General features: G+C 68.6%; 17 protein-coding genes, 1 tRNA gene and 1 pseudogene (1 of these 19 only partly in view). 8 read left to right on the top strand and 11 right to left on the bottom strand.

Annotated features, from left to right (window positions below):
* Window positions 1-818: 818 nt before the first annotated feature.
* The 5 genes from ACZ6DL_RS21430 to ACZ6DL_RS21410 form a co-directional block, all read right to left on the bottom strand.
* The gene (locus ACZ6DL_RS21430) at window positions 819-3,092 is read right to left on the bottom strand and encodes a hypothetical protein (protein WP_466053492.1); all 2,274 of its coding nucleotides are present in this window, start codon (window positions 3,090-3,092) and stop codon (window positions 819-821) included.
* 367 nt (window positions 3,093-3,459) lie between these two features.
* Window positions 3,460-4,878 carry a hypothetical protein gene (locus ACZ6DL_RS21425; protein WP_466053490.1) on the bottom strand — a complete coding sequence of 473 codons (1,419 nt, stop codon included), beginning with the start codon at window positions 4,876-4,878 and terminating at the stop codon, window positions 3,460-3,462.
* Window positions 4,878-5,960, bottom strand: coding sequence for a tyrosine-type recombinase/integrase (locus tag ACZ6DL_RS21420; protein ID WP_466053488.1), 1,083 nt, complete (start codon window positions 5,958-5,960; stop codon window positions 4,878-4,880). Before ACZ6DL_RS21420 ends, ACZ6DL_RS21425 begins: the two co-directional genes overlap by 1 nt.
* Entirely contained in the window at window positions 5,957-6,415 is a 459-nt protein-coding gene (locus ACZ6DL_RS21415; protein ID WP_466053486.1) for a hypothetical protein, read from the bottom strand. Before ACZ6DL_RS21415 ends, ACZ6DL_RS21420 begins: the two co-directional genes overlap by 4 nt.
* 110 nt (window positions 6,416-6,525) lie before the next feature.
* Window positions 6,526-6,610 (bottom strand) — tRNA-Leu (locus ACZ6DL_RS21410).
* Window positions 6,611-7,721: 1,111 nt separating this feature from the next.
* Between ACZ6DL_RS21410 and ACZ6DL_RS21405 the strand changes: the two genes are divergently transcribed.
* Window positions 7,722-8,279 (top strand): hypothetical protein, encoded by a 558-nt coding sequence (locus ACZ6DL_RS21405; protein WP_466053484.1) that lies wholly within the window; start codon window positions 7,722-7,724, stop codon window positions 8,277-8,279.
* Window positions 8,276-8,926, top strand: coding sequence for a hypothetical protein (locus tag ACZ6DL_RS21400; RefSeq protein ID WP_466053482.1), 651 nt, complete (start codon window positions 8,276-8,278; stop codon window positions 8,924-8,926). The genes ACZ6DL_RS21405 and ACZ6DL_RS21400 overlap by 4 nt, the downstream gene beginning before the upstream one ends.
* Before the next feature lie 217 nt (window positions 8,927-9,143).
* Here ACZ6DL_RS21400 and ACZ6DL_RS21395 read toward each other — a convergent pair whose 3' ends face one another.
* The gene (locus ACZ6DL_RS21395) at window positions 9,144-10,088 is read right to left on the bottom strand and encodes a LysR substrate-binding domain-containing protein (RefSeq protein ID WP_466053480.1); all 945 of its coding nucleotides are present in this window, start codon (window positions 10,086-10,088) and stop codon (window positions 9,144-9,146) included.
* Between the two features lie 11 nt (window positions 10,089-10,099).
* On the opposite strand from ACZ6DL_RS21395, the gene ACZ6DL_RS21390 reads away from it, so the two are divergent.
* The 3 genes and pseudogenes from ACZ6DL_RS21390 to ACZ6DL_RS21380 all read left to right on the top strand — a co-directional run bounded on the left by ACZ6DL_RS21390 (window position 10,100) and on the right by ACZ6DL_RS21380 (window position 11,560).
* On the top strand, window positions 10,100-11,167 hold the full coding sequence (locus ACZ6DL_RS21390) for a YeiH family protein (RefSeq protein WP_466053478.1): 1,068 nt from the start codon (window positions 10,100-10,102) through the stop codon (window positions 11,165-11,167).
* Window positions 11,168-11,219: 52 nt separating this feature from the next.
* A pseudogene (locus tag ACZ6DL_RS21385) lies at window positions 11,220-11,324 on the top strand (short-chain dehydrogenase); the annotation flags it as partial.
* A gap of 74 nt (window positions 11,325-11,398) precedes the next feature.
* Window positions 11,399-11,560 (top strand): hypothetical protein, encoded by a 162-nt coding sequence (locus ACZ6DL_RS21380; protein ID WP_466053805.1) that lies wholly within the window; start codon window positions 11,399-11,401, stop codon window positions 11,558-11,560.
* On the opposite strand, the gene ACZ6DL_RS21375 is transcribed toward ACZ6DL_RS21380, so the two are convergent.
* Together ACZ6DL_RS21375 and ACZ6DL_RS21370 are read right to left on the bottom strand one after the other, a co-directional pair.
* The gene (locus ACZ6DL_RS21375; protein WP_466053476.1) at window positions 11,547-11,780 is read right to left on the bottom strand and encodes a TraR/DksA C4-type zinc finger protein; all 234 of its coding nucleotides are present in this window, start codon (window positions 11,778-11,780) and stop codon (window positions 11,547-11,549) included. The two genes, ACZ6DL_RS21380 and ACZ6DL_RS21375, sit on opposite strands and share 14 nt — an antisense overlap.
* Window positions 11,731-12,186, bottom strand: coding sequence for a MarR family winged helix-turn-helix transcriptional regulator (locus ACZ6DL_RS21370; RefSeq protein ID WP_466053474.1), 456 nt, complete (start codon window positions 12,184-12,186; stop codon window positions 11,731-11,733). Before ACZ6DL_RS21370 ends, ACZ6DL_RS21375 begins: the two co-directional genes overlap by 50 nt.
* Window positions 12,187-12,273: 87 nt before the next feature.
* Here ACZ6DL_RS21370 and ACZ6DL_RS21365 point away from each other — a divergent pair, with 87 nt between their 5' ends.
* Window positions 12,274-13,221, top strand: a complete 948-nt coding sequence (locus tag ACZ6DL_RS21365) for a quinone oxidoreductase family protein (protein WP_466053472.1) — start codon at window positions 12,274-12,276, stop codon at window positions 13,219-13,221.
* A gap of 199 nt (window positions 13,222-13,420) precedes the next feature.
* Here ACZ6DL_RS21365 and ACZ6DL_RS21360 read toward each other — a convergent pair whose 3' ends face one another.
* The 3 genes from ACZ6DL_RS21360 to ACZ6DL_RS21350 all read right to left on the bottom strand — a co-directional run bounded on the left by ACZ6DL_RS21360 (window position 13,421) and on the right by ACZ6DL_RS21350 (window position 14,844).
* Window positions 13,421-13,618, bottom strand: coding sequence for a DUF3140 domain-containing protein (locus ACZ6DL_RS21360; RefSeq protein ID WP_466053470.1), 198 nt, complete (start codon window positions 13,616-13,618; stop codon window positions 13,421-13,423).
* A gap of 4 nt (window positions 13,619-13,622) precedes the next feature.
* Window positions 13,623-13,841 (bottom strand): hypervirulence associated TUDOR domain-containing protein, encoded by a 219-nt coding sequence (locus ACZ6DL_RS21355; RefSeq protein WP_466053468.1) that lies wholly within the window; start codon window positions 13,839-13,841, stop codon window positions 13,623-13,625.
* Window positions 13,842-13,974: 133 nt separating this feature from the next.
* Complete coding sequence (locus ACZ6DL_RS21350; protein WP_466053466.1) at window positions 13,975-14,844, bottom strand: NAD(P)-dependent oxidoreductase; 870 nt, start codon at window positions 14,842-14,844, stop codon at window positions 13,975-13,977.
* Window positions 14,845-14,987: 143 nt separating this feature from the next.
* Here ACZ6DL_RS21350 and ACZ6DL_RS21345 point away from each other — a divergent pair, with 143 nt between their 5' ends.
* A complete protein-coding gene (locus ACZ6DL_RS21345; RefSeq protein ID WP_466053464.1) occupies window positions 14,988-15,344 on the top strand; it encodes a winged helix-turn-helix transcriptional regulator in 357 nt (118 codons plus the stop codon).
* A gap of 172 nt (window positions 15,345-15,516) precedes the next feature.
* A protein-coding gene (locus tag ACZ6DL_RS21340) for an SDR family NAD(P)-dependent oxidoreductase (RefSeq protein ID WP_466053462.1) crosses the window boundary here: on the top strand, window positions 15,517-25,080 show its start. It continues 12,315 nt past the right edge of the window; the window shows 9,564 of its 21,879 coding nt (coding positions 1-9,564); it begins with the start codon at window positions 15,517-15,519; its stop codon lies off the right edge, out of view.

Raw genomic sequence — 25,080 nt, 5'->3', positions numbered from 1 at the left:
CCGTACTTTTCGTCCATCCGATGCCACGTGGCGGCGTCCCGGAGCATGCGATCACGGAGTTCTCGCTTGCGCGCTTTTCCCTTCGTCTCCTTCGTAATCGGGTTTTGATCGAGGCCAAGCCGCAGCGTTGATACGGATCGGTAAATATCCTTGAGGCGAAGACCGGCTTCGGTCGACCAGTACGATCCCTCATACATCGTTCAATACGAGCACGGCACCTGGCCCACATCAAGCCGATTCAACTGAGCAGCACTCACGCATCGGCTAGGTGCGACTGGTCTCGGGGCCGGGGCCCGGCCAGGATTGGGTCCAGGGGACCAGTGAGATGCTCCTCAATGCGGCTGCCCGCCAGCCTGATCGGTGTGGCCCTCTCATGGCGTGCCTCTCACCGGCTGCCGTGTGTGGGCCGGGCTGGCCAGGGCTCTGCCCGGCTCGAAGTAGCAGTGCCCTCCTCGCACGGACACCACCGCACTTCGAGCAGATCAACGACGGCCACCTCATCGGCCAGCTTGTGCGCTCCACCGTGGCGGCGTGGATGGTGGTCACGCCGCCGATTACCGTGGGCCCGGCATGAGCCCGATACCCGCTCACCGGGTAGGAGTGGGCACCCTGCAGTGGGGGCGCTGCCGCCGGGCAAGGGGAATCGTGTGCTTGGTTCGGCGGCAGCGCGCGCATCCAACGTCGGGTACCGGCCACCGGAGCGGTAACCACAACACCTGCACCCAGCTGTTATTCGCCGCGACAGCGCCGACCGTTACATGCCGACACACCGAAAACACGGTGACTCTTCGGTTTACGGACGGCTCCACCTCGGCCGATCACCCGCTACGAACCCGTCTCCATGATGGTGAGTTCCGAAGGAGGGCTGCGGGAACAGTGGAAGCCACCTTCACCCCGGTGGGGCGCTCGTAGATCACAGTCGAGTCTGCTTCGATCAACCAACGCCCACCAGCGATCGGCGCGGCGGATGTCTCCATGTAGATCTCGACTGGGACGCGCGGGCAGGTGGGGCCGGATGGCGTGTGCGCGCGTTCATCGATGGTGCTGGCCGACGATCGCGCGCGCTGCGCGGACAGCCTGGGCCAGGCACTGCGCTCGCGGTCGCCGGTCTCGGGCATGGCGCGCACGCCGCGCGCGGATCCGCCCCGTACGGTGGGCGCAACCGCCACTGCGCCGGGTGTAAACACATGGGGCTGGTATTCCGCCTCACGGGCGCTCCCGAGTCGGGATCCGTCAGACGCTGCGGTGCCTGCGCAGGGGTTGAGGTTTCTTCGTGCCTCGGTTCGGTGGAGCGCGGTGGCTATGTCGGTCGGCCGCTGCTGCCTGGCCACGGCGCGGAGTTGAGCGTGGCAATGGTCGCCTCCGGTGTGCTGGTGGAGCCAGTGTTTCCAGGCTGAGCGGTGTTGGTGGTGACGGGTGAGGCGTTCGATGCGCCGGTGGTGGAGGCCGTGCGCGTGCGCGACGTCGTCGAGGCTGGTAGTCCCGGGTTGTAGGCGTCCGTGGGTATGGGTGATCAGTCCGGCGGTGGTGAGGACGGCCACGGCGTTGTATCCGGCGCTGAGGCTGATGGAAGCGGCGGCGAACACGTCGGCTGGAGTGGTGAGCCCTTCGCGGGTGATGAGTTCGTATAGATGTCGGCAGTACAGGCCGAGGACTGACCAGGCGGGATGGACGGGTTCCACTCGTGCGCGGCTGATTTGAGCCTCGTCGGGGCGGATGGGGTGGACGCCGTGGTGGGGTGTGACCAAGGCGTAGCGGTCGGCGAGGAGTCGTTGGCCTGGGCGGATGCGGAGGATCGGTGCGCCGGGTAGGTCGCGCAGTTCCCGTAGGACGCCCCATACGGTGGATTCGGGTAGGTCGCCCGCGGCCAGGGACAGGGATCGGCCGCCGAACTCGGCGAGGGGCACGCCACGTGCGATCTGCCCGCTGACCGCGGAAGCCCATGCCAATGCCTGCAACACTGTCAGCACGGTCCACCGTCGCGGGGATCTCGGCCACTGCGCGTGCACCCACAGCGTCGCGGCCGCCAGCCACCGCTGCTGTAGGTGTGCCGCCAGGCGGGGCCGGGGTGTACCCCCTGTGTCTTTTGTCTTGTGCGCCACGGACAGGAATTCGGGGACGGTGCGCTCGGCCCACCGGCAGACGGAGACCCAGTCACGGCGCATCGCTGCGTCGCCGCCGCGGCCGTAGCGGTGGTAGGCGTCGGCGAACCCGCGCCAGCTGCCCCCGGCGGTAGGCAGTTGGGCGCGCACGTCGAGGTAGGAGTAGCCGCGCACGACCGCGGCGGCGAGCACGGATTGGCGTGCCGCGGAGCGATCCAGCCGACCCGCGCGCGTCATCCAGCGGCCATCAGCGGGCGCAGCGCCCTCGCGCGCGAAGGCTTCGACGGTGGCGGAGATCGGGCCGTGGCGGCGGTATTCCGCGCGCAACCGCGCACGCTCGCCTTCCCCTTCCCACAGCTGCATGGCGTGCGCGGTCGTGCTGGCCGCGCGTGATGCGCGCGGAGTCGCGCACGCTGCGCGCGCGGTGTCCGCGTCGTGCGTGGTTCCGGCCAGCAGGTGGTGCAGTCGGGTGACGAAGCCGGGCGCGGATCGGGTGGTGAGGGTGTCGATCGCGTCGTCGATGGTGCCGTCCAGTCGGCGGTATCCGCCTTGTTTGCAGCGTGATCCGGGCGGGGTGATGCAGCCTGTGGCGGGGTTGAGCATCGGTGTGATGTCCAGGCTGGGCAGCCGCGCAGCGAGCAGCCGCACGAGGGCTTCGGCCTGGGCGAGGTCGAGGGTGACCCCGAGGGGCAGCGGGATGAGGATGTGGCGGCCGCCGCTGGTGGAGCAGTCGGTGATCGCGCGGCCGCCGGCCTCCCGAACCCATCCCAGGCAGCGCTGGAGGTCGCGTTCGACCGTTGCGGTGCCGTCGCGGGTGCTGTCGAAATCCAGCGCCAGCAGTCGGGTGCGGCCGTCGCGATAGATCGGCACCGCCGCAGGCTGATCGGGCAGTTTCCGGGTCAGAGTCCGGGCGTGGTCGTTGTAGCGCCCCAGGCTCGGGTTCCACAGGCGCATCGAGCGGCGCGCGGCCAGCACGGGTGCCAACCGCATGAACACCGCACGCGCCGCGGCGGCATCAGTCTGATCATTACCGGTTGTGCGCGAACGGCTTTCGGGTACAGCGGGTAGCTCGGCTTCAGGAGGGCGTGCGTGGTCGCCGCTGCGGTTGGCAGCGGTTGATGGTGCGCGCAGGCGTGAGCTACCCTTGGGGGTGCTTGGCATCAGCAGCCTTCAGGGTTGTGTTGTTGGTAGTGCCCTCAGCCGTCAACTGGGGGCACTACGCGTTTTTCGGGGGTTGTGAGTCGGCCGGTCAAGCCGACTCCAGCGGCGAGTCTCTGTCGTGGCGTCCTTTCTGGTTCCGGAACTAGCGCGTCTTCAAGCGGGGTGCGGTGCTGCGGTGACTGCTTGGAATGTCGGGTTAGGCCGCAACCCCCTGGTCGGCGGTGGCAGGGTCGAAGCCCAGGGATTCGGCGCGGGCGATGATGCGGTCGACGGTGGAGCGCGCCCACGGCGTCGAGGTGATCGCGCTCATCTCGGTGGCGATCCGGTTGGCGTTGAGGCCTTGGGCGGCCAGCTGCAAAATGGCCACGATCTGCGGGGCGGGCTTCTGCACGAGTTTGCGCAGCACCAGCTGCTCGGCGATCTCAGCGCACGAGCTGACCGTCATCGTCGTCGTGATGCCCCCGTCAGCTTGTGGTGTTGCTTCAGCGGGCGGTTGAGATGTCGACTGTTCATCGAATTCGGGGGAGATGGCGACAGCGGTTGCCCCGTTCCGGCCTGGCGGTGGGAAACCCACCGATTCGGATCCCGGGGCCGCGATCGTGGTCGCCGACGCGGGATCCGCCGGTCGCACCGCTACCGGCGACAATGCCGGCCGACCAGAAGCTACGGCGCGATCTGCAGAGCCGACACCGCTGTCATCCGAGGCAGAAGATTCGTGCGCGGATGTTTCGGAGCGGCGGGCGGCGAGCGTGGCGATCATCTCGGCGTTGCGGGCGGTGAGCCAGGCGTGCAGCCACATCAACACGACCACCATGATCGGGGCCACGGAGTATTCCGCGGCGCGGCCCAGATCACCGGCAGCCAGGTGCGGGCCACAGTTGAGTCCGACCGTGGATGTCAAGAGCACGGCTTCGAACAGCAGGATCTTGGTGCGTTGCACGGTGATGCCGAGGCGTGCGGCGGTGGCGGCCTGGGCCATGATCTCGAGGATCGGCACCGAGATCATCGCCTCGATACCGAAACTCAGCGCCCACAGCAGCCACCAGCTCACCTCCCCGCTCGCGCCGTCCGGGGTCAGGTTGCGGCCGACGTTGACCGCAGACCACAGCAACCCGATGGCCATGACCGCGCGCAGCCGCCACGACGAGCGGGTCGCGCGGCGGTGCAGCATCCCCTCCAGCGCATCGGGGTTGGTTTCACGGTCCCGTTGGGCGCGAGCGCGCCGATGCCAGCGTTGCTCGATGGCGTCCTCGCGCTCTATCGCGGCCGCGGCGCGGCGGTCGCGATCCGCGTTCGCCAGCTCGGCGCGGAAGACGCGTTTGCGCTGGCGGCGCTGCTTGGTGCGCATCCACACGTGCAGGGCCCGTTCGGCGGCGATCTCCCGTTCGCTGTGCACGTCATACAGCGCACGGTGGCCCTGCCACGGCACCTGCTGCTCGGCTTGGGCGACCCGCTGCGCCAGATCCGTCGGCATCAAATGCTGGCCACGACGCATCCACCACCGGCCGGACTGGACCACGAATTCGTCCTGACGCGTATCGGATTCGTTGGATGCGGGTGTGTCGGAGGTGGATTGGCCGGAAGTGGATCGGTCGGTGTGAAGGCTCTTGGTCATCACGCACCTTCCAGAGCAGGGATGGTCGCCACTCCGTTCCCGGCCCGGTCCCGGGCCGAGTTGGTGGTGGCCAAGGGGTGGGGTTCGCCGGTGAGGTGGGCGAGGGCGGCGGCGACTTCGTTGATGGTGGCGGTGGTGTAGATGCCGGTCGTTCCGCTCCCGTTGTGGGAGTGGCGGGCGAACTCGCTCGCTACCGCCGGGCCGTAATGGCGTTCGACCCACGTGGTCGTGGTGTGGCGCAGCCAGTGGATGGAGATGCCGTGAGAATGAACCCACGGCAGGTGGCGGCCGAGGCGTTCGAACAGTCCGTTGTAGCGGCGGCGGGTGATCGGTTTCCCGTTGCGGGCGCGCAGCAACTGCTCGTTCGGTGCCGCGCCGCGCTGCTCAGCGTGCCGGCACAACGCGCGCATCAGGGTGGGGGAGACCGGCTGCCACAACTGGGTGCCGCCCTTCTCCCGCAACAGGATCAGCGACTGCACCGGATCCAGATCCTGCGGCCGCAACGCCAGCGCCCCACCACGGCGGCATCCGGTCTCGGTGTGCAGCCGCAGCAACAACGTATCCAACTCCGGATCGTTGCCCGTGGTCGCCGCGACATGAACGATCTGCGCCAGCAGATCGCTGTGCAACGCACGCCGATTCGAGCGAGTGCGCTTCGGCTTGGTCAACCGGACCGCAGGGTTGTCGCGCGGGTCGATCACCCGGTTGTCCTCGGCGTGCTTGTACAGCCGCCGCAACGCGTCGGTCACGTGACGCAGCACCTCGCGGCCCCCGCGGTCGCTGCGGCGGATCACCCGTTGTGCGCGGATCGCCTCACACAACCCCTGCAGATCCGCGGTCGTCGGCTCGTCCAGGCGCCGCTGCGCCCAGCCGGGCTGGGCGAGAATCTTGTTCCAATATGTTCGGTAGTGCGTCCGAGTGCGCCCGTCCGGCATCGCCGCCAGCACTGTCGGGACGTACTCGGCGAAAGCCGGTGTCGCTGGTGCTGACCCGGTCCCGGCCGACAGGTCGGCGATGCTGAGCCCGAGACGTTCCATCATCATCTGGATCGTGGCGATGTCGGCCGCGGCGCGCGCGCTCATGCGTGCGCTCCTTCGGCGAAGCGGCGCGCGAGGATCTCATCGAGCACATGCGGCGGGTAGACAACCAGCAGCTCCTGCTGCGGGTCCGCCGCCAGCAGAACCCGGTCATAGATACGGATGCCCGCCCCGCGACGGACCGGCGCCGGTAGCGAGAGGTGCCCGTATTTGGTGACACCGCGGCGGCCGTACCCGGGGCGGTTGATCACGATCAGCCCGCCCGCGAGCCGCCACGACAACTGGTCACCGGGCCGCCAATCCAACGCGGTCAGCACGGCCTTGTCGACTACGCGGCCGTTGGAATCGACCGGGCGGATGCTGTGTACTGCCGTGCGCGCGGGAGGTTGCTCGACATTGCCTAGTGGCAGGCCGGGCACACCGCACATCGCTCGATTGACTGCGGGCTGATCGACCGCGGAGAAGACAGGGAGGACCGGTAGAAGTGTGTTCTCGGTCACAATTTCACCCCCGCCCAGGGGTAAAACCGCAGGTCACCGGCTCTGCCGGAGGGCGAGTGTCCGGGCAGTGCCCTGACACGTTTTCTGTAGCAGAAATGGGTCGTTTTCTGTGTCCGGAGGGGGACTTGAACCCCCACGCCCGATAAAGGGCACTAGCACCTCAAGCTAGCGCGTCTGCCATTCCGCCACCCGGACCGGTGTGCTCAGCAAGATTATCGGATCACTCCGCGTGGACCAAATCGCGGCTGGACCTGCGGATTCTCGAGCATGTCGGGAGGGATGGTCGCATGACTATCCGTGCAGGCGGGAGGTCGATGAGGCGCCGTTCGGTTGGGTGCGTGACCGCATGTTGGGCTATGCAATGGGGCCACCGGCGTGCGGCTCTAGCGCTGCTCGACCGCGCGGCCGAGGATACCGAGCGTGACCGGGATGCCGTCCGCGTGACTGCTCGCCGATCGGACCCGTTGTGCTGTGAATACGAGTAGCCGGCACTTGATCCCTCGCGGCCATGGGCCCAATGCTCGCCTCGGCCGAAGGCGCGTCAGCCGGCCCGGACCGACAGGCAAGCTGCTCCGGGAACACCGCCCGTGTGCACAAGCGAACGGTGAATGCCAAATATTTGCCTGTGGTGATCGATCAGCGCGATACGGGTCGGGGAGAGTGACGGCGTACCGGGTTACGGAGGCATCGCTAGCACCCCAGAAGTCTTCTGAGCTGGTCAAATTGTGGGCCACGCGGTGAGCTGATCCTTCCTCGGGCGACTATCGAGGGGCTGAAGCCGTAGCGGATCTCGGGGAAACAGGTAGGTAGCTACTCGCGTGACGAGGACGATGTGCGCCCACACTCGACTGGATCCTCGAGGGCATACCGGCCTCGGGGGGAGGTGATCATGAGAAACGACTCGCAAGCACTTCTTGTCGCGGTGGCCATAGCAGGCCTGTTCGGCGTCGTGCCGGTATCCGTCGCGGCACCGGAGCCGATTCCCACCGTGCCCGTCCCGCCCAGCACGGCGGGGCCGGTGTGGCCGGTGAGCACGCCGACAGATAGCACGCCGACAGATAGCACGCCGCCTTCGACTGGGGAAACGGAGCCGCAGACCACCACCAAGACGCCCGATCCCACGGCCACGGGGACGAATCCTGAGCCGACAACCACGACGACCAGGCCGAATCCGCCGACCACCACAAGCGAACCGCTCCGGACAACTGCGCGACCATCGAGTGCCGGCCCGACCCCCGTACCGTCCGAGAGTCCCGCGCCCGCGCTCGTCGCTCCGGCCACCGCAGAACTCGGCACCGCTATCACCGTGCGGGGCGAGCGCTGGCCCTGTGACCTGGTGCGGGCCTTTCCGGACTGGTCCGCATCGGCGCCTGCCCAGGTACGGGGTGGCGTGTTCGATGTGCGCGTCGATGTTCCCGAAGGGGTCCAGCTGGGTTCGCACGCCATTTCCGCCGCGTGCGTCGGAGCCTCCCAGGGCGTTGCCGCGCGGACATCCATCGAGATGATCCCCGCGCGGCTGGTCACCACTACCGACGAACGCGCGAACACAGAGCCGTCCGGCGAGCGTCCACCGTCGCCGGGGCAAGCCGAGGACAGGGATCAGGACACCGGCGTCGGCGACATACTCGGCCTCGGAGGGTTCCTTCTCCTCCTCGGCGCCGCGGCGCTGGTTGTACGCGGTCGCCGGAAACGCCCGAATGAGGCGCCGCGCAAAAAGGATCCGCGTCTTCCGCAGGTACACGTGCGGGTGGTCGCGGATGTCCCCCCGATGATCCATGTTCGCCAGGTCCCCCGTGCTCCGGACGTGCGGGTGCGGCTGCGGGCCTGCGAGCCGTGGCTGAACGTCAAGGAGGTGCTCGGATGACGAGTCCAGCGTCGATGAGTGCTCGGTCAGTTCTGTTCCACAACGCCCCGCACGATGTCGAGGTGGGTGAGCTGGCCGAGTGCCTGCACGAAAGGGGCGCCGAACGCTTGGCCCTTCGCCGGGCGCCGGCCGTGGCCCGGACACTGGGGTCGGTGGCGCTGCACGAGGTGGCCGAGACCATCGATGGGCTGCTCGAGGTCGACCTGGGCAGTGTCGCGATCGGGGGTTGGCGCCGCTACGACCGGTTGCGCTCGGCGGCGATGCGTACCCGCGCCGGTGGAACCGAACAGGTCACGCTGTTCGAACACGAGATCACCCAGACCTACCGTCCGTGCCTGGACGTCACCGTCGACGGAAATTCGGTCGGGGAGTTCACGATAGAACTCTGCGTCGCGATACTGCTCCAGCCGCTCGCCGCCACCGTCCGCAACGGGATGCTGGCGGCACTGGGCCCCGGTGACTGCACCGTGACGGTATCGATCGGCGCGCCGGAACTCGGGCCGATCATGCGGCGCGAACGCAGACTGCGCACGGCGACGATGATCGACCTTCGACGGCCCATACCCCTCGTCGAGCAGCCCTCGTCCTTGCCCGTCGGGCGAGTACCCACGGCGCGCCCACCACAAGCACGGTGGGCTGGTGGGTGAGTTCGACCGACTCCTCGCGGTCGGTGAGAGCTGCGCAGTGTGGCGGTGGCCAGGGGTTTGCTGCGGCTCGCGGATACGAGCGCCCCTACGTTGCCAGTTCCAGGCAGGTACGAACTCGGTATTCCCATCGAGAACGCGTGGGATTACCGGACTGATCGCTACCCCCACGGATGTTCCGCTGGAACAGGTCGCGGTGAGGGACGCCGAGTAGTTCAGATCAGCGATCCGGGGGAACGGGAAGGCCCCCGCGGGCCCGCTCGATCCGCTCCGCGCATCGCACGAGAGCTTCCACCGCGTCCGTGGGAGGGGTCTCCCGGCGCCAGATGGCGCGGAACCGGCGGGTGAGCAGTGCGGCGTCCGCGACGGGCACCCGCGCCACCCGGCCCGCGGTCAGCTCGGGTCCGGCGATCAGAGCGCTGAGCACCGCGGGCGCCATCGCGCCTCGGACCGCGCCGAGAATGGCTGCGGCGGAACCGAGTTCCGCGGCTGGGGGAGCGGGCGTGCAGTGCGCGGCGATGATCTCCCACACCGTATCGCGAGTACCGGACCCTGGCTCTCGCCACAGCAGCGGGGTTGCGGCCAGTTCGCGAAGCGTGACCGGCTCGGTGCGGCGCGCCCACGGATGGTCCGGCCCCACGATGACGACCAGGTCGTCGGTGCCCAGCACCCGGCCACTCAGACCAGCTGGAGGGTGTGGGCCCTCGACGAAACCGATGTCCGCCGCGCCTTCGCGCACCATGGCCTCCACCTGACGGCTGTTGCCGACCTCCAGCGCCACCACGGCGTCCGGCCGGACTGTCCGCAGGGCCGCCAGCCACTGTGGAATACGGTGATCGGCGATAGTTTTGGAGGCCGCGATGCGCGCCCGCGGCGCCCGCTCGGCATGCAGACCCGCGACGGCGTTCGTGAACGCATGCGCTGCCGCGAGAACCGTCCGCGCGTGCTCGACCACGGTGCGACCCGCGTCGGTGAGCGCCGAACCGGTCGGGCCGCGATCGAGCAGCCGCAGCCGTAACCGGCGCTCCAGCGCACTGATCCGCATGCTGGCCGCAGGCTGGCTGATCCCCTGCCTGCGCGCGGCCGCGCCCAGACTGCCTGTCTCCGCCACCGAGACCATCAGGTCCAGCACGGTGAGATCGGGAGTTTCAGGGCCCAAAGTCATAAGCCGAGCTTATGACGTCGGTGGGAATCGCGGTCTACCAGGCAAGCGCCGCTGCGGCCACCATCGGGCAGGTGAACACGCTGCACCGATTCGTCCCCGGCCTGGCGCTGGCCGCGTTCCTCGCTACTCTGTCCACCGTCGCCGGGCGCCTCGTTCCAGCGGTCGGCGCGCCGGTGACCGCCCTCACCGCCGGCATCCTCATCGGCGCGCTCGTGCGCGGCGGGGGCACCGATACCGGGCGGTTCGCGCCCGGCCTGGCGTTCACCCGCGATCGCGTGCTCGCCTGCGCCGTCGTGCTGCTCGGCCTGGACCTGCCCGTCGACGCGGTACTCACCGTCGGACGCGACACCGCAGTCGTGCTACTGGGCACGCTGCTGGCAGGCGCGGTCGCGGCGGTGTTCGTGGGCCGATTACTCGCACTGCACCGCGAGTCGGAGATCCTGATCGCGGCGGGCACCACCATCTGCGGAGCATCCGCCATCGCGGCGGTCACCGCGGTCATCGCGCCCGCACGGGACCGGGTGGCGTACGCGCTCGGCACCATCTTCGTCTTCAATATCGTTGCGGTGCTCGTCTATCCGCCACTGGGACGGATCCTCGACCTCTCGCAGCAGGCGTTCGGTCTGTGGGCAGGCACCGCGATCAACGACACCTCCTCGGTGCTCGCCGCCGGTGTGGCGTTCGGACCGGTGGCCGCGTCGTTCGCGGTGATCGTCAAACTGGCGCGCAGCCTCATGATCGTGCCGCTGTGCATCGGGCTGCACTTCACCGAGTGCCGCGTGCCCCGCCGGGACGCCGCTGGAACAGCCCCGATGTGGCGCACCATCCCGCTGTTCGTTGTGCTGTTCCTCGCCGCCTCGGTGATCGCCGGAACCGGGGTGCTGCCCGTGAGGTGGACTGTCATGTCCACCGCGGTGAGCGGCTGGCTGGTCGCGGCGGTGCTGGCCGCCGTCGGCGCCTCGCTGGACTGGCGGCGCATGCGCGCCACCGGCCCGCGCCCGCTGCTCTACGGCGGCATCCTCGGCCTGGTGCTCGCCATCTCCGCCCTGCTGCTGCTCGCCGCGACCGGATGGACCTGATCACGCATACGGCTGTCTGCCAGTGCTGAGGGAGCGCTAGCGCGGCCATATCGTGCAGATCTCATCGGTGGCGGGTGTCGCGGCCCCCTCGCCGGGTTTGGGTCTCTACGCGGCCACCGAGTTCGCCGTGGAAGGTATGAACGAAGGCCTGTCCAAAGAAGTGTCCAGCACCCCGACTACGCCGCCAGCGTCGAGGCGGCGCGCGAGCGTCTGGCCGACCTCGACCCGAATGTGTACGGAGATCCCGTCCATGCGGCACAGCAGATCATCGCCGCCGTCGAATCTCCCACGCCCCCCTTGCGACTGCCGCTGGGCCGGGACGCGGTCGCCGCGATCCATGCCAAACTGACCGAACAACTCGCCGAGCTGCCCGAACCGGTCACTGTCGCCTGATCCTCGACGGCCGGATACCGCGCCCGCGTCGCAGCGAGCGGGAACCGTCGAAGGCAGGCAGATGCCGTCGGCAATCCAGGCACCACTGGGTGGTGGGAATCACTCGAAGGAGGTGGATCGGGATCTCGGTGTCGCAGCCGCGGCAGCGGCCGTAGCCGCCTATGGCCGGGTCAGCCGCCGTGACCGGTCGAGGTTTGTTCGACGAGGGTTGCGGTGGCACGGTCGAGGAACTCGCAGAACCTTCTGTGCTCCTCGGGGGTGAAGCGGTCCGTGAGGGCGCGTTCGAGCACGATGACTTCCTGGTAGGCACGGTCGAGCAGGCCATGGCCTGCCGGGGTGAGAGTGGCGATGAGGACTTTGGCGTGCACCGCGGACGGTTGCCGGTCGATGAGTCCTTTGCTCTGCATGCCGGTCAGGACGGTGGCCATGCTCTGCTGGGTGACTCCGCACGCGCGAGCCAGTTGGGCGCCGGACATGGCGTTTTCGCGGGACAGGGTCAGCAGCACCGTGTATTGGGTCATGGTGAGCCCGTAGCCGCGCAGCACCGTTTCGTGGTGGGCCATAAGCGCTTGCTCCGCGCGGCGTAGCCGGGTGCACACGTATTCCTCGACAGGCACATCGCCCATGACACAACTCCCTAAGTTGACTCAGGTACCTGATACTGAGTAGGTTCCTGTATCAGGATACTGAGTCAACATAGAAGGTTGTATGTGATGAAGGCTGTTGTGCTGGACACCGATGACACTTTCCGGATCTCGGAGACCGATGAGCCTGTGGCCGGACGGGGTGAGGTCGCCATCCGTGTTGCCTATGCGGGCGTGCAGTACGGCGACGTGCTGGTGCGCGCGGGGCATTTCCCGATTCCGCGCCCGTTCGTACCGGGCTTCGAAGTCGGGGGCGAGATCATCGCGGTGGGGGAGGGCGTGGACGACGACAGGATCGGCGAGCAGGTCGTGGCGCTGGTGGGCGGGGGCGGTTACGCCGAGGTCGTGACCGCACCGGCGGTGCTGGCGATCAATGCCTCGGGCGTCGACGCACGCACCGCGGGCGCGTTCGGCTGGGTGACTCCGACCGCGTACGACCTGGTCGATACCGTCGCCCGAGTACGGAAGGGGGACAGCGTCCTGATCCATGCCGCCGCTGGTGGTGTCGGGTCGCTGGCCGGGCAATTCGCCGCCGCCGCGGGCGCGGAGAGGATTGTCGGCGTCGTCGGCAACGCCGGTCAGCTCGATTACGCGCGCCGGTTCGGCTATCACGAGGTGCTCGAGCGTGAACAATTCCCCGACGTCTTGGGTGAGGAGAGCTTCGACGTAATTCTCGACCCGATCGGCGGGCCCACTCGGGTCGCGAGCCTCGCCCGGCTCGCGGCGCACGGCCGGATCGTGGTCTACGGCAACATCGCCACTTTCGAGCCGGTCACCGTGTCGGCCAACGATCTGCTGATGCGTGGTCAGTCGCTGATGACCTACAACAGCAATCTGGCAGGCCAGACCCACCCGCAGCGGCTCGCCGACAGTGCCGCTCACGCGATGGCGCTGGTCGCCGACGGCTCTGTGCGCGTAGATATCACCGCCGAATACACCCTCGCCGACGTCGAGACCGCGATCGCGAACCTGGCCGGCGGAGTGACCCACGGCAAGAGCATCGTCCGCATCGAGTGAATCGCGTCCTCGATCCGGCCGGGACGCTCCTCAACGATCCCGCGCCGGGTCGGCGACTGTGCCGTCCAGCCACCGCATCGGGCGCTCTCCTGCCGCAGGGCCGAACTGCCGAAAGTCATTGCCGCACTCCGCTCGCCGCCACTGTTGGGTGATCGAGCGGACAACTCCTGACTCGCCGGCTACCACCGGCTGATCTGCGCTACGAGCGCAAGGGCATCTTCTCGAGGATGTCCACGATGCGGCGTCCGCTCCTGTGCCCGGTCGACTCGCCGCCGCCATCCGATTTCTGTCCGACCGACTTCGACTCGTCGGTGTCGAGCCAACGACGTAGTTCTTTGGCCGTCATATTGACGATGTTGTCGAATTCCGCACGCGTGCCCTTCTTGTCTGTCGTCATGATTTCAATCGTCCTGCCGATGAAGAGCGTCGGGTTTGTGCACCGCGTCACGACCGCTTTTCGCACTGCGCACGCGGTACTGCGGATCTTCCTCGGATGCCCGGACGGTCCGACCGGCAGCTTCGGTGTCGGATGTGACCACCTCTTCCACCTCGCCTTCGGCGGTACTGCCGTGGCTCTTCCATTCCACTTTGTCACCTTTGCTGAGGGATCGCTTGCTCATGGCAGATTCCTTACCTATTCCCGTTTCCGACGTGCATGCGGTACCCCCGCCGGGACGCCGCAAACCGATAGCTGAAGCGATGCTGCATCGTTTGGGCGCGGGCGATCGCGGAATTCAAAGCCTGACGTGCGGGTCAGAGGAGTTCTTCAAATGTTCGTTCGAATCCCAGCGCGCCGCGACCGTCGGCGACCTGACGGTCGAGAAGGTTTTTCAAGGGGGCGACGAAGTCGAGGGTGACGTTCGCGTCGCGGCTGGCGCGGTTTATCGCGTCAAGTGCGGCTTTGTGGAACGCGATGGATTGGACCGGGTCGGTGTAGGCGGCGGTGTCGATGACGGCCCCCTGATGTGGCAAGGACTGGGCCATGGCGCCGACCCACGCGGCGGCTCGTCGGCCGAATTCGGCGGCGGGGACACCGACGGAGCGCACCATGGCCGCGCCGTGCAGGAAGCCGCCGAACATGGCGTACATGGTGGCGAGCAGGGCGAAGTCGTAGGTCGAGGCGAAGCCCGCGTCTTCGCCGAAGTATTCCGCGGCAGCGAGCAATTCGAGGGTTTCGCGGTGTGCGTCGAAGACCGTCCGGGAGCCGCTGTAGAGAATGGAGGCGCCGGGTTGGCCGATCATGGGTGGCACCGCCATGATTCCGCCGTCGAGGTAGTCGCAGTCGTGTCCGGCCGCCCAGGCGGCGAGTTCGCGAGCTTCGCCGGGGGCGGTGCTGGTCAGGTTGATCAGTTGTCGTCCAGCCAGTCGGGCGGCGACCGGGTCGAGGGTGGCGCGCACCGAGGCGTGGTCGAGCAGTACGGCGATGATCGGGCCGTCGGCGCCGATCGCCTCGGTGACGGTCGCGGCGGTGGCGGCTCCGGCCGCGAGGAGTTCGGCGTCTTTACCGCGGGTGCGGTTCCAGACGGTTGTCGGCACGCCGGCCTTCAGGAATGCGGCGGCCAGCGCCTGGCCCATCGCACCGAGTCCCAGGATGGTCACCGGGGTCTTCGTGGTCTCCGCCATTGCGGGTTCAACTCCTTGGGTTCGAGAAACGTCCTGGTCAGCGCGCTGTGACCAAGAGTGCTCGTTGCCCGGCGGAGAGGCAAGTACCTACTATTTAGTCCGGTACTTACCAATTGGTTTGTGAGCAGGTAGTGAGGTGGACGGTGGGTGCGAAGCGATCGGGGCCGTACTTCTGCGGTATCGATGCCGCGATGGATGTGGTCGGCGGCAAGTGGAAGGCGCTGATTCTCTGGGAGCTGGAGAACCACGGCGTGCGGCGCTTCGGCGAGCTGCGCAAGGGGCTGCCGGGGGTCTCGGAGAAGATGCTGATCCAGCAGCTGCGGGAGCTGGAGGAGGACGGGATCGTGAGCAGGACCGTCTACCGCGAAGTGCCGCCGCGCGTGGAGTACCGGCTGACCGAGATCGGCGTCGCGCTCAACGCGGCACTGGAGCCGCTGGGCGCCTGGGGACGGGACCGGATCGATCGGATCGGGGCGCCGCGAGTACATCAGGAGCCCTGAGGTGAATCCTTCAAAAGTGAATGTTTCACCCGGGCAACATCGTTCAGCGGAAGATCAAGCTACTAGTTGGTAACTTCGGTTACTTTTGTGCACACCCTGTGCAATTGACGCATAACCGGGCCCGTCGTATGTTCCACGTCACAACTTTTGCAAGATGTGGGTGGCAGCGCAGATGTCGGATGATGGGTATGACCTACGGGTCTTGCTGACGCGGGCGCTCCGCCGGATACAGGAGTTGGAGGCGCGGCCGCAGCGCGAGCCGATCGCCATCGTGGGTATCGGCTGCCGTTTTCCCGGCGGTGCGGAAACACCGCGGCAGTACTGGGAACTGCTGTCCTCGGGCCGCGACGCGATCATCGAGGCGCCGCAAAGCCGTTGGGCGGTAGCGGATTCCGCTCCGCGGCGAGCACGGCGGCGGGCGGGCCTGCTGACCGGTCCCATCGATGCCATCGATGCCGAGTTCCTCGGCATCGCGCCACGCGAAGCGGCGGCGATGGATCCGCAGCAGCGGCTGGCGCTCGAAGTCGCCTGGGAGGCAATGGAAGACGCGGCGCTGGCACCGGACACTCCGGCAGCGGCCCGCACCGGCGTCTTCCTGGGCGTCAGCTGGCAGGAGTATCAGCGCACGATCACACCGGATTGGGTGAGTTCGGTGGACGCGCACACGCTCACCGGGACGATGTCGAGCATCGTCGCCGGGCGGGTGTCCTATGTGCTGGGGTTGCGCGGTCCCGCCGTGGCGATCGACACGGCGTGTTCGTCATCGCTGGTGGCGGTGCATCAGGCATGTCGCAGCCTGCGGGCGGGGGAGTGCGAGGTGGCGTTGGCGGGCGGGGTCAATCTGCTGCAATCCGAACTCACGTCGGAGGCGCTGGCCCGCATGGGTGCGCTTTCCCCGGACGGGCACTGTCGTCCTTTCGACGCTCGCGCCAACGGGTATGTGCGCGGCGAGGGCGCGGGAATCGTTGTTCTGAAGCCGCTTTCGCGAGCGATCGCCGACGGCGACGCGATCAGGGCGCTCATCCGCGGCTCGAGTGTGAACCACGACGGTCGTTCCATGGGGCTGACCGCGCCGAACCCGACGGCCCAGCGCGAACTGCTGCGCGACGCGCTGACCGACGCCGGATGTGCCGCCGACGAGATCGGTTACGTGGAGGCGCACGGCACCGGTACACCGCTGGGCGATCCGATCGAGATCGAGGCGCTGTCGCAGGTTCTCGGTGCGCCGCGGGCGGATGGGTCGGTGTGCCTGCTGGGGTCGGTGAAGTCGCAGATCGGTCACCTCGAGGCCGCCGCGGGCGTCGCCGGGCTGATCAAGGTGGTGCTGCAACTCGAGCACGAACGCGTTCCGCGTCAGCACGATTTCGCCACGATGAATCCCAAGATCACGCTCGACGGCACGGCGCTGGCGCTGCCGACCAGCGATGTCATCTGGCCGCGCACGGAGCGGACGCGGCTGGCGGGCGTGAGCTCGTTCGGTTTCGCGGGCACCAACGCGCATGTGGTGCTGGAGCAGGCGCCCGCACCACATGCGCGTGCGGACCCGGAAGGACCGGCGCTGCTCGCTCTTTCGGCACGTACCCCGTCCGCGCTCGACATCCTGTCTCGCCGCTACGCCGAGCAGTTGGAGCGACCGGAGGTGCCGCTCGCCGATGCCGCCGCCACCGCGGCGCTGGGACGCACGCATTTCGTGCACCGTCGCGCGGTCGTGGCGCGAACGGCCGAGGAGGCCGCGCGCCGGCTCGCAGAACCTTCACCTCGATCGACGGACTCGATTGCGGGCAAGCCGCGGATCGCGATGCTGTTCACCGGACAAGGCGCACAGTATGCGGGGATGGGTGCGGCACTCGACCGCAGATATCCGGCTTTCCGCGCGGCGCTCGACCGCTGTGACGAGTTGCTCGGACCGCTTCCGGGCGGAATCCGTCTGCGGCCGCTGCTGTTCGAGGCGAACGAGGAGAAGCTGACCCGCACCGAGTACGCGCAACCGGCTCTGTTCGCCATCGAGTGGGCGTGCACCGAACTGTGGGCGGCGTTCGGCATTCGACCCGATGTCGTGCTGGGACACAGCCTCGGTGAACTGGTCGCGGCGACGGTCGCGGGGGTGTTCGACCTCGACGCCGGGTTGCGACTGGCCGCCGAACGCGGTCGGTTGATGCAAGCGGTGCCCCGGGGCGGGGCGATGGCGGCGGTCTTCGCCGCACCCGAGGAATTCGGAACGCTGTGGGAGGAACTCGCGGCGAGTGTGTCGGTGGCCGCGGTCAACAGCCCCGGACAATTCGTCGTCTCCGGCGCGGCGGACGCGGTGGAGCGGGTGATGCGAGCCGCTGAGGAGCGGTCGATCCGCACGGTGCGGTTGCCCGGCACGACGGCGTTCCACTCGCCGCTGTTGGAGCCGATGCTGGCGGACTTCGAGGCCCGGGTTGCCGAGTTGGTGCCCGCCCCGCGCGTGGCGGCGATTCCTCTGGTGTCGAACGTGACCGGCGCGCGGCTCGAAGGCCCTCTGGATGCCGCGTACTGGCGTGCGCACGCTCGCGGCACCGTCTGTTTCGCCGAGGGCGTGCGCGCGGCCGCCGAGTTGGGCGTGGACGCTTACCTCGAGGTGGGACCGCATCCGGTGCTGCTGGAATTCGGGCGGCACGCCGATCCTGATGCCTTGTGGCTGCCGAGTATGCGCCGCGCGGCCACCGACGATGAGGTGCTGCTGACCGGTCTCGGCGCGCTGTACTGCGCCGGCGCGGAGGTCGAGTGGACCTCGGTGGTGCCCCCGGACGCGCGGCGGCGCAACGGTCTGCCCACCTATCCTTTCGAGCGAGAGCGGGTCACTGTGCCGATCGCGGGCACCGCTGCGCGCACCGGATACCTTGCCGAGCACCGGTTTCGGGACCGGGCGGTGGTGCCCGCGGCGGAACTGGCGCTGCGCGCATTGCGTGCGGCCGGAGGCGCCGGCGACGAGCTGGTCGATTTCGTCGCCGCCCGGCCGGTACCGCTGGAGGAACTGGCCGAGCCGCACGTGTCCGTCGCGGGTGACCGCACCGAAGTGCGCTTTCACGTCGACAACGGCAGTGTCACCGCGGTATCCGCAGCGGTTCGCGCCGCCGCGGGTGGCACGCGCGACCACGGCGAACTCTCCGCGGCGCGGCTCGCGCCGACCACCGAATGGGATGTCGAAGACTTCTACCGTCGCTGCGCGGACGCCGGATTGACGTTCGGTCCACGATTTCGCTGGCTTTCGCGGTTGCAGCTGGGCGCGGGCAGCGTGCTGGCCGAATTGAAACGCCCGGCGGCACTGGCCGACGAACCAGACGCCTGGTTGCCCTGTCTGCTGGATGCTGCGGTGCAAACCGGTCTCGCGTTGGTGTCCAGGGACAGCGACACGGCTCGACTGCCGATCGGGATCGGCCGTTTGCGTTTGTCCAGCGTGAACGCGGGCGCCACTGCGTGGGCGCTGGCCGAGCGCACCGGCCGCACGGTTCGTATCACTGTTTTCGATACCGCCGGCGCGGTGGTCTGCGATATCGAAGACGTATGGTTCGCCGAGTCCGGCACTGCCGGGCAATCGCAGGATCGGGATCGCATGTCCGGCCTCACTCACCGCCCGCTCTGGGAATCCGCCGTGGTGTCGCCGACCGGACCGGGCCCTGCCGCCGTGTTGGTGATCGGCGTCGGGCAACAGGCCGACCGGCTCGCCGCCGCCTTGCGTGCCGCGGGCACCGATGCGGTGGCAGTGGAGCGCACGACCGACCCGGCCCGGTGGCCCGGCGAGCGGGCAGTGATCTATCTGTCCGATGCCGATGCGGACGACACTGCCGAAGCGGCGCGTGTGGAAACGCGATTCGCTTTGAATGCTGTGCAGCGGATGGCTCGGGCAGTCACCGACGCGCCGCTGTACCTGGTGACCGTCGGGGCAACCGGAGCACTGTCCGGCGAATCCGTGCGCCCGGCCGCCGCGACCCTGTGGGGACTGGGCGCGGTGGTGCGCACCGAGCTTCCCGAGTTGCGCTGTCGCCTGATCGATCTGCCCGACGGCGCGCGCTGCGACGACCACCGCCTGGTGAGCGAAATCCGTTCCGATGCGGCGGAGTTCGCGATCGCTTTGCGCGGACGCCACCGCTACACGATGCGGATGCGGCCCTCCGATGAACTCGGGGCAGTGCCTCAGCTGGATCGTGGCGGGGCGTATCTGATCACGGGCGGTCGTGGAGCGCTGGGGTCGACCGCCGCGCGCATCCTGGCGGAGGCCGGTGCGGGCATGGTCGTGCTCGCCGGTCGCAGCGCCCCTGGCCCGGAAGACGAGCAGGAGATGGCGCGGATCGCGGCCTCGGGGGCGGATGTCGAGACCGCGGTGGTCGACGTAGAAGACCGGGAGGCGTTGTCCCGGCTGATCGCTCGCTTCGGTCATGAGCTTCCGAGGCTGGCCGGGGTGGTGCATTGCGCGGGTGTTCTGGACGACGCCCTGCTGATCGAGCAGACCCCGGGCCACATCGATCGGGTCTTCGCGGGAAAGGTCGGCGGCGCTTGGCACCTGCACGAGCTGACCGCGGACAGGTCGCCGGATCTGTTCGTGCTGTTCTCCTCGCTCAGCGCCGTGGTGGGCACGGCCGGGCAGGGCAACTACGCCGCGGCGAACGCGTATCTCGATGGCCTCGCCCGCCTGCGTGCGGCGCAAGGGCTGCCTGCGGTGAGCATCGCCTGGGGTCCGTGGGCGGGTACCGGCATGGCCGCAGGACTGAGCGACACGGCCCGCCGAGCGTGGGCACGCCACGGCGTCGCCGAACTGGCGGCCGAGGACGGTGTTCGAGCGCTGCGTTCGCTGCTGTCGGCCGAAGGAGTCGTCGCGGTATTCCCCACCGTCACGGCCGTTCCGGCGGAGCGGGAGGCGATCGACCAGGGCGACTCGCAGGATGTTCGAACCTCGCGTGAGCCCGGCGAGCTGCTCGATCTGGTGCGCACCCACGCCATGACCGCACTCGGCCGCACGACAGCCGTTTCCGACCGCACGCCCCTGCGGGAACTCGGGCTGGATTCGATGATGGCCGTCGAGCTGCGCAACGCGCTCTCCGCTGATCTGGGAGTACGTCTTCCGGCGACCCTGCTGTTCGATCATCCGACCGTCGCCGCGGTGTCCGAGGAGATCGCCCGGCTCGATGCGAAGTCAGCGCCCGGTCGCACGGGTCGAGCACAAGCCGCACAGCGACCGACCACGCGCACCTCTGAGCAGCTCACGCCCCCGGTATACCCACCCGAACTTCCGGTTACACCTAGTACACCGAACGTGGCGCAGCTCACAGCGCGCGAACCGAGCGCTACCGCCGACGATTACGCCGACGCCATCGCGATCATCGGCATGGGCTGCCGCTATCCCGGTGGCGTGCGCGGCCCTGGCGACCTGTGGCACTTGCTCACTACCGAAACCGACGCGGTGACCGAGGTGCCCGCGCAGCGCTGGGATGTGAACGCCGTCTTCGATCCGGACCCGGACGCCGAGGGCAAGACCTACACGCGGTGGGGCGGCTTCGTCGACGGTGTCGAGGATTTCGATGCCGGATTCTTCGACATCTCCGTCGGCGAGGCGCGGATGCTCGACCCGCAGCAGCGGCTGCTGCTCGAAACGTCGTGGGAGGCCTTGGAACATGCCGGTTATCCCGCGAGCCGACTGGAAGGCAGCCGGACCGGCGTCTTCGTCGGTCTGATGTCCAATGACTACGCCGAACGGATGGCGCGGGCCGGTGTCGCGCCCGACGCCTGGTTCGGCACCGGCAATCTGTCGAGCGTCGCCTCCGGGCGGCTGTCGTACTTCCTCGGCGTGAACGGTCCGAGCCTCACCATCGACACCGCGTGCTCCTCGTCGCTGGTGACGGTGCATGCGGCGGTGCGCAGTCTGCGCAGCGGCGAATGCGATCTGGCGTTGGCCGGCGGTGCCACCGTGGTGCTCACGCCCTCGCTCGACATCTACTTCGCGCGGGCGCGCGGCCTGGCCGCCGACGGCCGGTGCAAGACCTTCGACGCGCGTGCCGACGGGGTGGTCTGGAGTGACGGGGCGGGGATGCTCGTGCTCAAGCGGTTGGCGGACGCCCAGCGCGACGGCGATCGGGTGCTGGGGCTGGTGCGCGGATCGGCGGTCAATTCCGACGGTCGCAGTCAGGGATTGAGCGCGCCGAATGGTCCGGCGCAGGAACGAGTCATTCGTGCGGCGCTGGCGGACGCGGCGGTCGAGGCGGGTGACATCGAGTACATCGAAGCGCACGGCACCGGCACCGCGCTCGGCGACCCGATCGAGGTGCACGCCCTCGCCTCGGTGCTGGGCGAAAACCGCACCGAGGCCGCGCCGCTGTGGATCGGGTCGGTGAAGTCGAATCTCGGCCACACCCAGGCGGCGGCGGGCATCGCCAACATCATCAAGGTGATCGAGTCGATGCGGCACGAGCGCATTCCCGCCTCGCTGCACTTCCGGTCGGGCAATCCGCACATCGATTGGGATTCGATCGCGGTCCGCGTCGTCGCCGAGGAGCGCCCGTGGCGGCGTTCGCGGCGACCGCGGCGGGCGGGGGTGAGCGCGTTCGGGATCAGCGGGACGAACGCGCACGTGGTGATCGAAGAAGCGCCTCAGGTCTCCGAAGCCGGTGCGGTGACCGATTCCGGGCCCTACCTGCTGGTGTTGTCGGCGAAGAGCGCCGAGGCCCTGCGTGCGCTGGCGGCTCGCTACCGCGATTTGCTGGCCGCCCATCCGGAGACGGCATTGCTGGATGTGTGCGCGTCCGCCGCCATCGGCCGTACACATTTCGGTGAGCGCGTCGCGATCGGCTTCGATACCGCCGCGCAGTTGCGCGCCGCGCTCGAGGATGTCGCCTCGGGAGCGACCGCGAGCGGTTCGGTCGTCGAGGCGACGAGTGGTTCGGTCGAGCTGGGTCGCCGGTATGTCGCGGGGGACGAGATCGACTGGGCGACGGTGTATTCCGGTCGCCCGTGGCGCCGTGTCGACCTGCCGACGTATCCGTTCCAGCGCAAACGGCACTGGCTGGAGCTCGAGCCGCGCTCGGAGGACACCGGGCCGTCGCACCCCTTGCGGCTGGCACCGGAGATGTTCCACGGGCACCGGCTGCGTGGCGTGCCGACGGTACCCGCGGCGTGGTTGTGCGTTCGGTTGAACGAGATCGCCGCTCGGTTGCCTGGGAAGTGGGAGGTCGCCGGGCTGCGATTGATCAAGCCGCTGGAGGTCACCGCCGAAGCGGTGGTGCGGGTCGTGCTCGAACCCGGCACGGTCGGCTACGACGTGCGCATCGTCGGCCCCGGCGATGCTCGGACGGACTTTGCGACGGCGACTCTCATTGCCGCAGGCGATGATTCGGTCGATTCGCACGATGGTGTGACGAGTGATTCGGACGCGCGGGTCTGGCCCGCCTACTACGACACCGTGGCTGGGCTGGGCCTCGAGTTGGGCCCCGACTACCGCTGCGCCCTCGACTTCCGGCGGATCAGCGACACCGAGTCCGAGGCCGGGTTCCGCCTGCCGGATAACGGCACATCCGTGCTCGACCCGATCGTGCTCGATGCCTGCCTGCACAGCATCGTGGTGACCGCCAACGGAGGCGAAGAGATGTTTTTGCCCTCCGAGATCGGTCGTGCTCGATTCTTCGGCGGTCCGGCGCTCGGAGAATCGATCGTCCGCTGCCGGGTGCGGGTGACCGAACGCAGTGCGCGCGTCATCGTCGGTGACGCCACGCTGCACTCGGCGTCCGGGCGACCGCTCGCCGCTTTGCGGGGGGTGAGCCTGCTCAGCGCGAAACCCGATGCCGTATCGACAGCCGTCGCGGCCGACTCGTCCAGGCTCGGACGTCTGCTGCACCACCTGGAATGGGTTCCCGTCGAAAGTGGAGCCTCGGCGAGAGAGCACCCGGCAGGTCGCTGGTTGGTCTTCGGTGACGGGCCGGTCGGTGCTGCCGTCGCCGCCGGACTGGGCGCACGCGGCATCGAAACCGTGGTTGTTCGCCCAGAGGACGAGCACGCGGCAGACACCGTTTCGTCGATGACCACGCGTCCGTTCCATGGTGTCGTGTTCGCGTGGACGTCGGCGTCCCCGCAGACTCGTATCGAAGCCGCCTTGCGCTTGACCCGTGCGCTGGATTCGGGGGCGCACCGTCCTGCCGCGCTGTGGTTGCTGACGGTGAACGCCCAACGCGTCGCAGCGGCCGACCGGCCGGATCCCGATCAGGCACTGTTGTGGGGCTTCGGGCGCACACTGGCCACCGAGCACCCCGAGTTCGGGTGTCGCTTGCTGGATCTGTCCGCCGGATCGTCCGTCGACAGCGCACCGATCGTCGACGGCTTGCTCGGCGATCGCACCGGAGAGTTCGCGATTCGGGACGGCCGTTGGCTGACAGCTCGTCTCGCCGACGGCCTCGCGCCCGCCGACGACTACCGGTTGGTCGCGGACCGCTCCGGCGACTTCGACCGGATGCGGTTGATGTCCGCAACGCGGCGCGCACCGGCGTCCGATGAGGTCGAAATCGCTGTCGCCGCGACCGGTCTCAACGCTCACGACCTGTGGGTGGCCTCGGGCATACATCCAGAAGGTGTGCTGCCGTTGGGCTCGGAATGCGCGGGCCGGATCACCGCGGTCGGCGCCGGCGTCGAGGGACTCGCTATGGGTGACCGTGTTGTCGCCTTGACCACTGACGGTTTCGCTCGTCACGTGACGGTGAACGAGGGCATGGTGGCCCGACTGCCGGATCACCTTTCCTTCGCTGAAGGCGCGACCGTGCCGTACTCCTTCACCGCCGCCTGGCACGCGCTGTTCGACCTCGGTGAGCTGCGCGCGGGGGACCGTGTGCTCGTCAACGCCTCCGCAGATGGCATCGGCATGGCCGCGGTCCAGCTGGCCTCGCACGTCGGCGCGCAGGTGCTCGCGACCGCCGCGCTGTGTCGCTGGGCTGAGAGCGCGCGTCTGCCGGTCACGCGGATCGATACCTGGCGCGGCGACGAGGTGGGCGAACGCGTTCGGGCGGCGACCGCGGGGCGCGGAGTGGATGTCGTCGTCGACAGCTTGGGGGACGGCTTTTCCGCGCACGCCTCCGAGATCCTGCGCGCAGGCGGTCGATTCGTCGAGGTCATCGATCCGGTACAGACCGGCACGGTTCACCGGCGCGACGATGTCGACCATCGGCCGTTCGATCCGGCCGCTGTCGGCCCGCGGCGGCTCGGCGCGATCCTGCGCGGCGTGATGGACCTGTTCGAACAGCGTGCACTGACTGCGCTGCCGCACGCGGTGCACGGCATCGACGGTGCCGCCGAGGCGTTCCGCGCCATGTCGCAACGAAATCATCCAGGTCGCGTCGTCTTGCTCGCCAGGGATAGCCCCGCCGCGCGCGGGGACCGGTTGCCCGAGGGCACCTACCTGGTGACCGGAGGGTTCGGTGGCCTCGGTGCGGCGGCCGCACGGTGGCTGGCCGACCGTGGCGCCCGGCACTTGGTGCTGGTCGGCAGACGCGCACCGGACGCGGCCGGGGAGCGGCTGCTGGAATCGCTGCGCGCCGTCGGAGTCGGTGTGACGGCGCGGCAGGCGGATATCAGCGAGCGTGCGGCGGTCGCGGCACTGTTGCGCGGCATCGCGGAGTCGGAGTTCCCACCGCTGCGCGGCGTGATCCACTGCGCGGGAGTGCTCGACGACGGCGTGGTGACCGAGCAGAACTGGTCGAGGTTCGAGACCGTGCTCGGGCCCAAGTATCACGCGGCGCGT

This window comes from Nocardia sp. NPDC041819 (assembly GCF_055590505.1).
Note: the sequence above shows the minus strand (reverse complement) of the source record. Positions and strands in the feature narration are given on the sequence as shown.